Raw genomic sequence first — 14508 nt, 5'->3', positions numbered from 1 at the left:
AATCAACTCATCGCCACGGCGGCCGGCGACCGCGTACGCGCGAGCTTCTTCGCGGCCGGCCGCGCCGCTTTCGGCCGAGTCTTGCGCGCCACGGTAGATACCGCTTGCGCCGCCGCGCTCTTGCCGCTCGCCTTCAAGCCGCCCGCACGCGCCTTTTTGCTCGATTCGGCGAGAAGGTTGGTCAGCCGCGCATCGTTCGGAACGGTACCTTTGCGGTTTTTGCGCGCGGCTTCGCGGGCGCGACGCTTCGCATCCTTTTCGAGGAAGATGGCAAGCGCAGCTTCGTCGGTCTTGAGGCCATGGCGACGCGATGCCGGCATCGATTCCGCCAGTTCGCCCGCTTCGAACGCCTCGATCACCGCCGGATGCACATAGCACTTGCGGCACACCGCCGGCGTATTGCGCAGCAGTTGCGACACTTCCTTGATGGTCCCGACGATGTGCTTGCGCGCCTCCGTCACCGTTTCCCATTGCAGCCGCCGCAGCGCCGCGAGCGCGAACACGCTGCCGGCCCACGTGCGATAGTCCTTCGCCGTGAAATCCGCGCCGGTGATCTCGCGCAGATAATCGTTGATATCGGATGAACTCACCGCGTGGCGCTCGCCATCGGCATCGAGGTATTGGAAAAGGTCTTGCCCCGGCAAATCCATGCAGCGCTTCACGATCTTGGCCACGCGCGCATCGCTGACGGAAACGTCGTGCTCGATCCCGCTCTTTCCGCGAAACCGGAAACGCAACGTCCCCGACGACACCTTCAAATGGCGCTTGAGCAGCGTTGTCAGTCCATACGACTGGTTTTCCCGCGCATATTCCTCGCTGCCAACGCGCACGAGCGTCGTATCGAGCAAGCGCACGACCGTCGCGAGCACCTTGTCGCGCGGCATGCCGTCGAGGGCAAGATCGCGCGTGACGCGGGCGCGCAGCTTGGGCAGCACCGCGCTGAACGCGAGCATGCGCTCGTATTTGGTGGCATCGCGCGTTTCGCGCCATTGCGGGTGATAGCGATATTGCTTGCGACCGCGCGCATCGCGGCCGGTGGCTTGCAAGTGGCCGTGCGCGTCCGGACAGATCCAGACATCGATGTAAGCGGGCGGAATGGCCAGTGCGTTGATGCGGCGGATCTCCGCTTCATCGTCGATACGCTTGCCCTGCGTGTTGAAGAAAGCGAATTTCCCGTCGATCCATTCGCGCGTGTAGCCGCGACGCGAATCGTCCACATACCGAAGCCCGGGCGGCAGATCTTCGGGACAGCCTTGCGCGCCGCTGCCCGTAAGCACTTCGGCGACGCTCGCGCCGCCGCCTGCTTCATTACTTTTCGCAATCCGCGCCACGTCTGCCTCGCTTGTCTGCTCATGTCGATGGCAGGCTATCGAGCAACGTGCGTGCCTCGGGCACGTGCGCGATCAGGGCAGCGCCAGCTCCCGCGCGCCTTCGGAGGCGGCCCAGCGCTCTTTGACCGACCAGCGTTCATCGGTGCCCGGCTGGACGATGGTCAACCGCCCTTCCGATGCGAACGCGCCGGTATCGATAAAGATCTGCGCGCCGACTTGCTTGACCACGCGCTGCGGCGTGTGTCCGCAGTACGTGGGCGAGAGTCCGCGCTGGCGCGCCGGGTCCACGCTACCGAGCGCCAGGCCGCGGCCCCAAAGCATGTCGGTACGCGCCTGGTCGGAGAAATCGGCGGTGTCGAGATCGGCGTCGCTGCCGAAAAATTCCGCGTGCAGCACGTTGAAGCGCCGCGCGCCGCTGCCGACTATTCGCACGAGCGGCAGCCTCGCCAAACGAATCGCGAGCGCTTCGAGCTGATCGTGCCCGAGCGTCTGCGCCCACGCCCCGCCAATGGCATACCACGCCTCGCGGCGCATGGTGCCGGTCGCAACCGCGATCAGCGATTCCTCGTGATTGCCCATCACCGGATAGAACCACGGCTTGTCGATCAGGTCGATGGCGGCGAGCGAATCCGTGCCGCGATCGATCAGATCGCCGACCGAGAACAGCCGGTCGCGGGCGCCGTCGAAGCCTATCTCGCGCAGGAGATAGCGCAGCGCGTCCACGCAGCCGTGCAGGTCGCCGACCACGAAATCGCGGCCAGTCTCGTTGGCTGGGTGCCGGCAAACGGCAGGTAAAGTAGGACCATTCATTCGAGCGATCTTAGCGTCAGTTAAACGGGGCGTGTGCGGCGTGGGTCGCTTTCATCACGCAAATGACGCTTGGAATACCGGTTCCCGGAATCTGCGTCACCCAAGGCTGGCTGAAAGGCGCGTCGGCAATAATCGCTGCGAAAGTCGCCCGCGCTCACGCCAACGCAAAAAGACAATGATCATTCTCCCAACCGTTTTGCGCAACCGCCCGCGCGCGCTGATCGGCCTTCTGGTCGGCATATCGGTCAGCGCGCTGATTCCCCTCGACGTCACGCCGACCGTGCGCGTCCTGATTGGCTGGGACACGGCCGTGTGGCTTTATCTGCTGCTCATCTGGATACAGATGGCGACTGCGGACCAGAGCAACGTGCAGCAACTCGCCGAGCGCGAAGACGAAAACGCGGCCGCCGTACTGATGATCGTGAGCGTCGCGGCGCTGGCGAGTCTGGTTGCCATCGTCGTGGAACTATCGGCCGCGAAGAGCATGGGCTCGCATGGGCTGCCGAAGTATTTGCTGACGGGCGCGACCATGCTCGGCGCGTGGTTTCTCATCCCGACGATGTTCACGCTGCACTATGCACGCCACTACTATCGCTCGACCGAAGGCGAACCCGCGCTCCGATTTCCCGACCGGCATCTGAAGCCGGACTACTGGGACTTGCTGTACTTCTCCTTCACCATTGCGGTGGCATCGCAGACTTCCGATGTCGTCGTCTGCTCGAAGAGCGCGCGCAAGACAGCGCTCGCGCAATCGGTGCTTTCGTTCTTCTTCAATCTCGCGGTGCTCGGCCTCTCGGTCAATATCGCGGCGAGCATGGTCGGCGGCTGAACGCATCCGCGCAACGCGACTGTCACACCTTCCAAATAAGCTGACCGCACGCCGCATGTAAAAACGCGGCGCGCGGCGCTGTCACTTTTACACGGCTCGAAATCCGGGGCTTCGGGCGCCTTCAAGTCTGCTCATTCGCGACAAAGGCGGAAATGATCGTGGCCATACGCACACGTTTCGTGCGCGCATGGCACGGCGATTGCTGCACTGCGCCAGTGAATTAGATAGAAACCCTGATCAGCACCGCGAATGCGCGGCCCGGTATCCCGCTCTGGCATCGAAGAGCGCGAGGCCATCGCCACGCGACTTCCGCACTGGAGCCCACTTTGCCCTTGAACGTTCTGCTGGTCGCCTCCGAGGCCGTGCCACTCGCCAAAACCGGCGGTCTCGGCGACATGGTCAGCGCTTACGCCGCCGCGCTGCGTGAAGCCGGCGTCGATGCCACCATTCTCCTGCCCGCTTATCCAAACGCCATCGCCCAGGCGACCGATCTCGTCCGCGTCGCGGTGCTCACAGGCTTGCCTGGTGGCGACGCGACGCTCATACGTGGCCGCATGCCCGACACCGGCGTGCCGGTTTTGATGCTGCGCTGCGACGCGCTCTACGCCCGCACGGGTCTGTATCAGGACGCGCAAGGCCGCGATTATCCCGACAACGCCGTGCGCTTCGCGACGCTTTCGGCCGCCGCCGTGCGTATCGCGCAGGGTATCAAGGGCGTGAAAAAGCCCGATATCGTTCATGCGCACGACTGGCACACCGGCCTCACGCCGCTCTTGATGAAAGATGCGGGCGTGCACGCGAAAAGCGTATTCACGATCCACAATCTGGCATTCCAGGGCAATTACGCGCTCTCGCTTGGTGCGTCGCTCGGCGTGCCGCAAAAGTGGCTGGCAAATGCGTTGACCGATCCGCAAAGCATCGAGTTCTATGGCGCGCTCAGTTTGATGAAAGCCGGCATCGTCCATAGCGACAAAGTGACGACCGTCAGCGAAACCTACGCGCGCGAAATTCTGACGCCGCGCTTCGGCCATCTGATGGAAGGCGTGCTGCAAAGCTGTAAGGACAAGCTGTCGGGCGTGGTGAACGGCATCGACGAAGAGACGTGGAATCCGGCTAGCGATCCGCTGATCGAGCGCAACTATTCCTTCGACGATATGCGCGGCAAGCACGCTTGCAAGCGGACCTTGCAGCGCATGTTCGGCCTGCCGGTCGATCCGTTCGCGCCGCTGATGGCAATCGGCAGCCGCATGACCGGTCAAAAGCTCGCCGATGTCGTGCTCGACGCACTGCCGCGTCTGCTCGAAAAGCATCCGCGTCTGCAACTCGCGGTGATCGGCAAGGGCGAATCGCACATCGAGAAAGGTTTCAGGCGGCTTGCGCAAGAGTTTCCCGATCGCGTGGGCGTGCGGATCGGCTATGACGAGCGGCGCGCGCATGCACTGCACGCGGGCGCGGACATTCTCCTGCATGGCAGCCGCTTCGAGCCTTGCGGCCTCACGCAACTTTACGCGATGCGCTATGGCACCCTGCCCGTCGCGTCGCGCGTGGGCGGTCTGGCGGATACCATCGTCGACGCCGCCGAAGCCGCCGTGCGCGAAACCGTCTATCTGCGCGACGGCACATACGACACGCCGATCGCCATCGAGGAAACGTCGGCGGCGCCAACGGGCTTTCTCTTCGAAGGCGAATCCGCGGACGATGTCGTGCAGGCCGCGAGCCGCGCCATCGACGCCTACATGCGCCCGCAGACCTGGCGCGAACTTCAGCGCAACGCCATGTCGTGCGACTTCGGCTGGCGCGAAGCCGTGGCGAAGATGGTTGCACTCTATGTCGATCTCAGCGGCCTCAAGCCGAGCAAGACCGCCTTGCGTACCCGCCGTATTGCCGATGCCGCTTCGCAAGCCGCGCATCCGGCCATTCTCGAGACAGCCGAGCGCCTCGTCGCGCGCACTGCCTGAGCCCAAGCCTCGAAGCTATTGCACGGCAGCGTCGTCACGTCAGACGCAATGGCATTCGGGGCGCGGCACGCTACGTGCTCCAACCCCCCATGCGAAGCCCCGAAGGAAACTCTTGGGGGGCCGTGGCGCCCACCGGCGAGATGCACTCTCGCGCCGGTGCCTCGCGATACGCGACGCGGGCCAGTGTCGATACCGGCGGTACTGTGTTATCCATGTGTCGATACGTCTTGGCCCGTGACGCGTGCACAAACGACACGCGTCGTGATATATGGACCGACGCGTTGCCAGTTTGGCCCGTGAGCGTGATCGCGATTCAAAGCCCGCATCCCCGCCACCGCAGGACGACTCTGGAAAAGACGAACGATGGAAAACCATCAAGCTCATCATGCGTATGCGCCTCGTATCTACTTCATCGATCCCCTTCTCGTCGGCCCCTTGCCGAACTGGCCAGCTCAGTTCGAGCACGCAGCGGCGCTGGGCTTCGATCACGTCCTGATCGGCTCGCCGTTCGCGCCCGGAAGCAACGGGCATCGCGAGGCAGTTGCCGATCATCATCAACTTCACGCTGTTTTTGAATCCGACGCGAGCGCGGCGGAGGGTCTGCGCCAGCTCGCCGATATCGCCACGAAGCACAAGCTGACCTTGCTCGTCGATATCGTGATCGACCGCGTCAGTGCCGAAGGCGGTCTTTATCAGGACAACAAGCATTGGTTCGAGCCGTTCGAGAGCGCGGATGCGCGGCTCGATCCGCGTCGCGCGCCCAGTCAGCGCGATGTCGCGCAGGCAAGGTTCGGCGATGGCGAGGCGGCGCATCACCTGACCGAGTGGTGGGCGAAGGAATTGTGTCTGCTCGCGGACGCGGGCGTTGGCGGCTTTCGCTTCGACTCGCCGCATGCGGTGCCCGCGCACGTGTGGCGGCGTCTGGGCGCGGCAGTGCGCGAGAAACATCCGCAAACCCGTTGGCTCGCATGGACGGTCGGCCTCACGCGTCACGATCTGCATGGACTGAGCGACGCCGGCTTCGACGCGGTTTTCGCCTCCACGCGCTGGTGGGACTATCGCAGCGCGTGGCTCACGGACGAACATGCGGCGCTCGCGCGCATTGCATCGCCGATCACGTTTCCGGAAGAGCCGTACGGCGCGCGTCTCATCAGCGAATTGAGCGATACCAGCGATACCGCGCTCGTCGAACGCGCCTATAACCGCTCGCTCTTTACCGCGACCGCGCTCGGCACCGGTCTGCTCATGCCGATGGGCTTCGAATACGGTGTACCTTTGCCGATGTCGCCGCAATACGGCGTCGCGGCGGAATATCAGCGCGCGAAAAGCGAAGCGCGCTTCGACCTGTCGAGTCAGGTCAAGCGCGCGAACGCATTGCAGCGCGATACCGGCACGCTCGAAAGCGTCGGCGAATTGCGCGCGCTGACCGGCGCGGGCACGCCCTACGCCGCGTTAATTCGCTCCGACAGCGCGGACTTGCGCCGCAGCGATTCGGCGATTCTCGCGATCTTCAATCCCGATCTCGTCGCGCCGGTGCATGTCGATACCTTGCATCTGCTCGAATCGGTGCCGGGCAATTACACGCGTTTCGCGCCGCTCGACGACGCCAAGGCGAAGCCCGAACGTCTCTTGCCGTTCACCCTGAAAGCGGGCGATGTACGCTTGTTCCGCGCCGAAGCCGAGCCGTTCATCCTGCTCGCGCAGCCGCAGGTCAAGCGAGGCGCGAAGAGCGCCGATAAAAAGTCGGTGGCCGAAGCGATCTCCGCGCCGCGGGTGTCTATCGAAAGCGTCACGCCTTCGGTCGATAACGGGCGCTTTCCGGCAAAGCGTATCGTGGGCGAAGCCGTGCAGATTCAGGCCGCGATCTTCGCCGAAGGTCACGACAAGATCGCCGCCGCCGTGCAATGGCGTGCCGCCGACGAAACCGAATGGCACGAAGCGCCGATGACCGCCGTGCTCCCGCTCGGCAACGACTTGTGGACCACGCGCATTCCGCTCGAACGCGTGGGCCGTCACGAATTCGTCGTGATGGCATGGCGCGACGATTTCGCCTCGCTCACCGACCACATGTCGAAGAAGCTGAAGGCCGGGCAAACCGTCGAACTCGAACTAGAGGAAGTGCGGCATCTGTTCGCGCTGATCCTCGCCGAAGTGAAGACGGTCGAGGAGTCGGATAGCGCGCCGCTGGAAAAGATCGTCAAGGAATTCGCCAAGGCCGATGCCGCGCGCAAGCTCGAACTTGCGCTCGCGCCCGCAACCGCCAAGGCCATCGCGGCGGCGCGCCACCGGCCGTTTCTGTCGCGCGACCCGGTGGTGTATCGCATCGACTCGGAGCGCGCGGCGGCCCGCTTCGCAAGCTGGTACGAGATCTTCCCGCGTTCGATGAGCGACGACGTGAATCGTCACGGCACGTTCATCGACGTGATCGGCAAGATGCCGCGCATCCGCGAGATGGGTTTCGACGTGCTCTATTTTCCGCCGATTCATCCTATCGGCATTGCCAACCGCAAGGGCAAGAACAATTCGCTGACGGCCGAGCCGGGCGATGTCGGCAGCCCTTACGCTATCGGCGGCAAGGAAGGTGGACACACGGCGGTGCATCCGGAACTGGGCAATCTCGACGACTTCAAGCGCATGCTCGACGCCGCGCATGAACACGGTCTCGAGATCGCGCTCGACTTCGCCGTGCAATGCTCGCCGGATCACCCGTGGCTGAAGGAGCATCCGACGTGGTTCGCATGGCGTCCGGACGGCACGCTGCGTTATGCGGAGAATCCGCCTAAGAAGTATCAGGACATCGTGAATCCGGACTTCTATGCGCAGGACGCCAAGCCCGATCTGTGGCTTGGCCTGCGCGACGTGTTCCTGCACTGGATTGCGGCGGGCGTGCGCATTTTCCGGATCGATAACCCGCATACCAAGCCGTTCCCATTCTGGGAATGGGTGATCGGCGACGTGCGTGCGCGTCACCCCGACGTGATCTTCCTCGCCGAAGCCTTCACGCGTCCGCGCGTGATGAACCGTCTGGCGAAGCTCGGCTTCTCGCAGTCGTACACGTACTTCACGTGGCGCGAGTCGAAGCGCGATTTCATCGAGTACATGCACGATCTCACGCAGACCGATGCAAAGGAATTTTTCCGGCCGAATTTCTTCGTCAACACGCCGGACATCAACCCACGCTTCTTGCAGAGCTCGGGACGTCCGGGCTTCGTGATCCGCGCGGCGCTGGCGGCAACGCTCTCCGGGCTCTGGGGCGTATATAGCGGCTTCGAACTGTGCGAGGCGGCCGCGCTGCCGAACAGCGAGGAATATCTCGACTCCGAGAAGTATCAGCTGCGCGCGTGGGACTGGAACCGGCCCGGCAATATCGTCACCGAAGTGACGGCGCTCAATCGCATCCGCCGCGCGAATCCAGCGTTGCAGACGCATCTCGGCGTGAACTTCCTGCCCGCGCATAACGACAAGATCCTGTTCTTCGAAAAGGCGAACGAGTCGCGCGACAACGTGGTGCTCGTCGCGATCAACCTCGATCCGTTCAACGAACAGGGCGCGGATATCGAACTGCCGTGGCAGACGCTCGAACGCTGGGGCGTCAACGAATGGGATGCGATCGCCGTGGAGGATCAAGTCACGGGCGATCGGTTCGAATGGCGCGGACGGCGCCAGCATGTGCGGCTCAATCCGCATTCGCTGCCGTTCGCGATCTGGCGCATTTCGCCGACCTGGGGACTGCCCAAGCCGCAACCGAACGAATAAAGATGCACTCATCCGGCGACCTACGAGACGCCGCGAACCAAAAACAAGGGCGGCAGCAAGCCCGCAAAGCGCATGGAGCAAACCGTGGATACAAGGGTGAAGCGCAACAAGACTTCGCAAGTCAGCGACGATCCGCTCTGGTACAAGGACGCGATCATTTATCAGGTTCACATCAAGTCGTTCTTCGATGCGAACAACGACGGCATCGGCGATTTTCCCGGCCTGCTCGCGAAGCTCGATTACATCGCGGAACTTGGCGTCGATGCGATCTGGCTGCTGCCGTTCTATCCGTCGCCACGCCGCGACGATGGCTATGACATTGCCGACTATCGCAACGTGCATCCGGACTACGGCACGCTCGGCGATGTCCGCCGCTTCATTCAGGAAGCGCACGCGCGCGGCATTCGCGTGATCACCGAACTCGTCATCAATCACACTTCGGACCAGCATCCGTGGTTTCAGCGCGCGCGTCGTGCGAAGCCGGGATCGAACCATCGCAACTACTACGTCTGGTCCGATACGGACAAGAAGTACGAAGAGACGCGCATCATCTTCATCGACTCGGAGCCGTCCAACTGGACGCACGATCCGGTCGCGGGTCAGTACTACTGGCACCGCTTCTATTCGCACCAGCCCGATCTGAACTTCGACAACCCGGCGGTCATCAAGGAAGTGCTGAGCGTGATGCGCTTCTGGCTGGACATGGGCATCGACGGGTTGCGGCTGGACGCGGTGCCGTATCTCGTCGAGCGCGAGGGCACCAACAACGAGAATCTGCCCGAGACGCATCAGATCCTGAAGAAGATTCGCGCGACCATCGACGCGGAGTACCCGAACCGCATGCTGCTCGCGGAAGCGAACCAGTGGCCGGAAGACGTGAAGGAATACTTCGGCGATGAAGACGAATGCCACATGGCGTTCCACTTCCCGTTGATGCCGCGCATTTACATGTCGATTGCGAGCGAAGACCGCTTCCCGATCACCGACATCATGCGGCAGACGCCGGACCTGGGCGTGACGAATCAGTGGGCGATCTTTCTGCGCAACCACGACGAACTCACGCTCGAAATGGTCACGGACTCCGAGCGCGACTACTTGTGGAACACTTATGCAAGCGACCGCCGCGCGCGTCTGAACCTCGGCATTCGACGCCGGCTCGCGCCGCTGATGGAGCGCGACCGCCGCCGTATCGAGCTGATCAATTCGCTGCTGTTGTCGATGCCGGGCACGCCCGTGATCTATTACGGCGACGAACTCGGCATGGGCGACAACATCCACCTCGGCGACCGCGATGGCGTGCGTACGCCGATGCAATGGTCGTCCGACCGCAACGGCGGGTTCTCGCGCGCCGATCCAGAACAACTCGTGCTGCCGCCGGTGATGGGTTCGCTGTATGGCTACGACGCGGTGAACGTGGAATCGCAAAGCCGCGATCCGCATTCGCTTTTGAACTGGACGCGCAAGATGCTGGCCGTGCGCCGCTCGAAGCACGCGTTCGGCCGCGGCACGATCCGCTTTCTGCGGCCGAATAATCGCAAGATCCTGGCGTATCTGCGCGAGCTCGAAGGCGAGCCGCCGATTCTCTGTGTGGCCAACCTGTCGCGCGCGCCGCAAGCGGTGGAACTCGATCTGTCGGAGTTCGCCGGCTCCGTGCCGCTGGAAATGACGGCGGATTCGCCGTTCCCGGCCATCGGCCAGTTGACGTATCTGCTGACTTTCCCGCCCTACGGCTTCCTGTGGTTCCAGCTTTGCCCAGGCAACATGCGTCCGGCCTGGTCGCAAGCGCCTTCGGAGCAACTGCCCGAATTCGTCACGATGGTGATTCGCGCCGGTCAAACCGGTCCGACGCCGGAAAATGTGCGTCTGCTCGAATCGGAAGTGCTGCCTTCGTATTTGAGCAAGCGCCGCTGGTTTGCGTCGAAGGATCAGAAGCTGCATGCGGTTCGTCTCGCCGCGCTCACGACGATCGAAGGCGCGGGCTTTGCGTTCACGGAAATCGAAGCCGATGTCGGCGATCACACCGAGCGCTACGTGCTGCCGCTTTCCATTGCGTGGGGCACGGAAACGACCTCGCCGCTTTATATGCAACTCGCGCTGGCGCGAGCGCGGCGGAATCGCGTGATCGGACATATCACCGATGCCTTCGCCGTGCCGAACTTCACCTACGGCATATTGCGCAAACTGAAGGAACGCGCGGTCGTGCCGACGGTGCAGAAAAGCGAGATCCGCTTCATTCCGACCGAACGGCTCGATGCACTCGACTTCAATCCGGTCGAGCCGCCGGAAATCCGCTGGCTCGCCGCCGAGCAGAGCAATAGCTCGCTCGTGATCGGCGACACGGTGGTGCTGAAGCTGGTGCGGCGCGTGGTTGGCGGCATTCACCCGGAAGCGGAGATGAGCCGTTATCTGACCAAGCTCGGCTACGCGAACACCGGCCCGCTGTATGGCGAAGTGGTGCGTGTCGATCCGCAAGGCGTGCCGCACACGCTCGTCATTCTGCAAGGCTTCATCGACAATCAGGGCGATGCGTGGAACTATGCGCTCGACTATCTGCGCCGCACGGTGGATGAACTCGCGGTCACGTTCGACTCCGAAGAGCACACGCCCGAGCGCGACGCGCAGGAGCAAGGCTTTATCGGCTACGGCAACATTGCGGGCATCATCGGCAAGCGGCTCGGCGAACTGCATGTGGCGCTTGCCTCGCCGACCGACGACGAAGCGTTCGCACCGCGCCGCGCCACGCCGGAAGACGTCCAGGGCTGGCTGAAAGGCACGTTGCAACTGCTGGAAACGGCGCTCGACATCCTCGCGCAGAAGATCGGCGATTTCAGCGAGCACGACCGCTTCCTCGCGCAGAGTCTGCTCGATCGCCGTGACCTGCTGGTGGATGCAGTGAAGAAGCTCGTCTCGGACAATGCCGATGCGTTGTGCATCCGCATTCACGGTGACTTCCATCTGGGTCAGGTGCTGATGGCTCAGGGCGATGCGTATCTCATCGACTTCGAAGGCGAGCCCGCGCGTCCGCTCGAGGAACGCCGCAACAAGACGAGCCCGCTGCGCGATGTCGCCGGTCTCTTGCGCTCGCTTTCGTATGCGAGCGCCGCCGCGCAACCGACGACGGAAAATGCGCCCGCGCAAACCGCCGACCGCAAGCGCGCGCTGTTCGAGCGCCTGCGCGCGTTCGCCGAGGAAAGCTTCTTGCGCGAGTACGTGGCAGCAATTGCGGAATCGCCCGAGCCGATCGCCGGCGAAAGCGTCTTCCCGGCCCTGCTCGATCTCTTCCTGATCGAAAAGGCCGCCTACGAAATCCGCTACGAAGCAGCGAACCGGCCGACCTGGATCGGCCTTCCGTTGCGGGGCCTCGCGTCGCTCGCGAGCCGCCTGCTTGGCGACACGGGCGTTCCGCCCGCGCCCGGCACGCGACCCGTGTTCAACGCCACCAAGGACAATCCGGATGGAACCCACCATGAATAATCGTAGCGATCCAGGAGCGGATACCCGAAACCCGGCGCACGGCCTCAGTCCGCTCGACATCGACGCCATCGTCGAGGCGCGCCATCCCGATTCGTTCTCGGTCCTCGGCATGCATCAGACCGACCTCGGTCATGTGGTGCGCGTTTTCCTGCCGAACGCGGCGGGCGCAAATGTCGTCGATGCCGCGAGCGGCGAAGTGCTCGGCCATCTCGCGCGCATTCACGATTCAGGTCTGTTCGCGGGCTTCGTGGAGCGGCCGGCGGCGTATCGTCTGCAAATCGACTGGCATGGCACGCCGCAGGAAACGCACGATACGTATTCCTTCGGCCCCGTTCTCTCCGAAGACTGGCTCAACCGCCTTTCGGCCGCCGACCCTTACGCGGTGCTCGAATGCATGGGCTCGCGTCCGGTCACGCATGGCGGCGTGGCGGGCGCGCGCTTCGCGGTCTGGGCGCCGAATGCACGGCGTGTCTCGGTGGTCGGCGACTTCAACACGTGGGACGGCCGCCGTCATCCAATGCGCCTGCGTCACAACGCGGGTGTGTGGGAACTGTTCGTGCCGGGCATCGGCGCGGGCACGCGCTACAAGTACGAGATCGTCACGCGCGACGGCCATACGCTGCCGCTGAAAGCTGACCCGTGCGCGATGCAGAGCGAGAAGCCGCCATCGACGGCATCGGTAGTGGCGGACGCGGATGCCATCGACCATTACGCATGGACCGACGCTGAATGGATGGAGACTCGCGGGAGCCGTCAGACGGCGCAATCGCCTATCACCATTTACGAAGCGCACGCCGAGTCGTGGCTGCGCGTACCCGAAGATGCGAATCGCGGCATGAACTGGCACGAGCTTGCCGAGCGCCTGATTCCGTACGCGAAGGGCATGGGCTTCACGCACCTCGAATTCATGCCGATTGCCGAGCATCCGTTCGGCGGATCGTGGGGTTATCAGCCGCTTGGCCAGTTTGCGCCGTCCGCGCGCTTCGGCACGCCGGAGCAGTTCGCGGAGTTCGTGAATCGCGCGCACGAGGCGGGGCTGGGCGTGATCATCGACTGGGTGCCGGCGCATTTTCCGAACGACGCGCACGGCCTCGTGCAGTTCGACGGCACGCCGCTTTACGAGCACGCCGATCCGCGCGAGGGCTATCACCAAGACTGGAACACGATGATCTACAACCTCGGCCGCAACGAGGTGAGCGCGTTCCTGCTCGCGTCGGGGCTTGCGTGGTTGAAGCGCTATCACGTCGATGGCTTGCGGGTCGATGCCGTGGCGTCGATGCTGTATCGCGACTATTCGCGCAAGGCGGGCGAATGGGTGCCGAACATGTACGGCGGGCGCGAGAATCTCGAATCTATCCAGTTCTTGAAGCGTCTGAACCATGAAGTGCGGTATATCCCGAACACGCCGGGCGCGATCACGATCGCCGAGGAATCGACGGCCTGGCCGGGCGTGACGGCAAGCGTCGAGAGCGGCGGTCTCGGGTTCGACTTCAAGTGGAACATGGGCTGGATGCACGACTCACTGCACTACATGGAGGAAGATCCGGTGTATCGGCAGTATCACCATCACCTCTATACGTTCGGGATGGTCTATGCGTACTCCGAGCGCTTCGTGCTGCCTCTTTCGCACGATGAAGTGGTGCATGGCAAGGGGTCGCTCATCGGCAAGATGCCGGGCGATCTCTGGCAGAAGTTCGCGAATTTGCGCGCTTACTTCGGCTTCATGTGGACGCATCCGGGCAAGAAGCTGCTGTTCATGGGCGGCGAGTTCGGGCAGTTTGCCGAGTTCAACCACGACGCGACGCCGCATTGGCACTTGCTCGACGATCCCTATCACGGCGGCGTGCAGAAGCTCGTGCGCGATTTGAACCTGCTGTATGTCGGCGAAGCGGCGCTGCATAAGCTGGATTGCGATCCGCGCGGCTTCGAGTGGATCGTCGGCGACGACAGCGGCAATAGCGTGTTTGCCTATCGGCGGACGGATGCCGAAGGGCGCGAACTCGTGGTCGTCTGCAATATGACGCCCGTGCCGCGCCAGGGGTATCGCATCGGCTTGCCGCGTGGCGGGCGATGGAGCGAGGTGCTCAATTCCGACGCCGGGATTTATGGCGGGTCCAATATGGGCAATGGCGGGGTCATTCATGCGGATGATTACCCTTCGCACGGAAAGGGGCAGTCAGCCGCGTTGACGTTGCCACCTTTGGCTACCATTGTTTTGCGGGCCGATTGAGGGTTCTTTCCGGACGTTGCGGAAGGAGGCGCGCTGGTTTGTTCGTGTCTTCTTCCGCCTAGGCGTTTATGGGGCTTTGCTAGCGGTTTCTTTTTTCTTGAGCGTTCGGGAAACTCGAGC

Annotated in this window: 7 protein-coding genes; 5 read left to right on the top strand and 2 right to left on the bottom strand. The window is 63.2% G+C overall.

Features of this window, described 5'->3' with window-relative positions:
• Nucleotides 1-2: 2 nt before the first annotated feature.
• Nucleotides 3-1331, bottom strand: coding sequence for a DNA topoisomerase IB (locus tag NCR40_RS14925; protein ID WP_250466502.1), 1329 nt, complete (start codon nt 1329-1331; stop codon nt 3-5).
• Between the two features lie 72 nt (nt 1332-1403).
• A complete protein-coding gene (locus NCR40_RS14920) occupies nt 1404-2141 on the bottom strand; it encodes a metallophosphoesterase (RefSeq protein ID WP_250466501.1) in 738 nt (245 codons plus the stop codon).
• Nucleotides 2142-2316: 175 nt separating this feature from the next.
• On the opposite strand from NCR40_RS14920, the gene NCR40_RS14915 reads away from it, so the two are divergent.
• The 5 genes from NCR40_RS14915 (at nt 2317) to glgB (ending at nt 14388) form a co-directional block, all read left to right on the top strand.
• Nucleotides 2317-2970 carry a DUF1345 domain-containing protein gene (locus NCR40_RS14915; RefSeq protein ID WP_244829153.1) on the top strand — a complete coding sequence of 218 codons (654 nt, stop codon included), beginning with the start codon at nt 2317-2319 and terminating at the stop codon, nt 2968-2970.
• 326 nt (nt 2971-3296) lie between these two features.
• Nucleotides 3297-4928 (top strand): glycogen synthase GlgA, encoded by a 1632-nt coding sequence (gene glgA / locus NCR40_RS14910; RefSeq protein WP_250509835.1) that lies wholly within the window; start codon nt 3297-3299, stop codon nt 4926-4928.
• Between the two features lie 363 nt (nt 4929-5291).
• Nucleotides 5292-8684 (top strand): maltotransferase domain-containing protein, encoded by a 3393-nt coding sequence (locus NCR40_RS14905; protein WP_250509834.1) that lies wholly within the window; start codon nt 5292-5294, stop codon nt 8682-8684.
• A gap of 72 nt (nt 8685-8756) precedes the next feature.
• Nucleotides 8757-12158, top strand: coding sequence for a maltose alpha-D-glucosyltransferase (treS, locus tag NCR40_RS14900; RefSeq protein ID WP_250466499.1), 3402 nt, complete (start codon nt 8757-8759; stop codon nt 12156-12158).
• Nucleotides 12151-14388, top strand: a complete 2238-nt coding sequence (glgB, locus tag NCR40_RS14895) for a 1,4-alpha-glucan branching protein GlgB (RefSeq protein WP_250493119.1) — start codon at nt 12151-12153, stop codon at nt 14386-14388. Before treS ends, glgB begins: the two co-directional genes overlap by 8 nt.
• The last annotated feature ends 120 nt before the right edge of the window (nt 14389-14508 follow it).

The sequence above is a fragment of the Caballeronia sp. GACF4 genome (assembly GCF_023631025.1).
In the GTDB taxonomy this organism is placed as follows: Bacteria; Pseudomonadota; Gammaproteobacteria; order Burkholderiales; family Burkholderiaceae; genus Caballeronia.
This window is presented reverse-complemented; position numbering and strand designations above follow the sequence as displayed.

Coding starts and splice junctions, on each gene's coding strand:
- NCR40_RS14920 (WP_250466501.1), bottom strand. CDS start 2,141: ATGAATGGTCCTACTTTACCTGCCGTTTGCCGGCACCCAGCCAACGAG.
- NCR40_RS14915 (WP_244829153.1), top strand. CDS start 2,317: ATGATCATTCTCCCAACCGTTTTGCGCAACCGCCCGCGCGCGCTGATC.
- NCR40_RS14905 (WP_250509834.1), top strand. CDS start 5,292: ATGGAAAACCATCAAGCTCATCATGCGTATGCGCCTCGTATCTACTTC.
- treS (WP_250466499.1), top strand. CDS start 8,757: ATGGAGCAAACCGTGGATACAAGGGTGAAGCGCAACAAGACTTCGCAA.
- glgB (WP_250493119.1), top strand. CDS start 12,151: ATGAATAATCGTAGCGATCCAGGAGCGGATACCCGAAACCCGGCGCAC.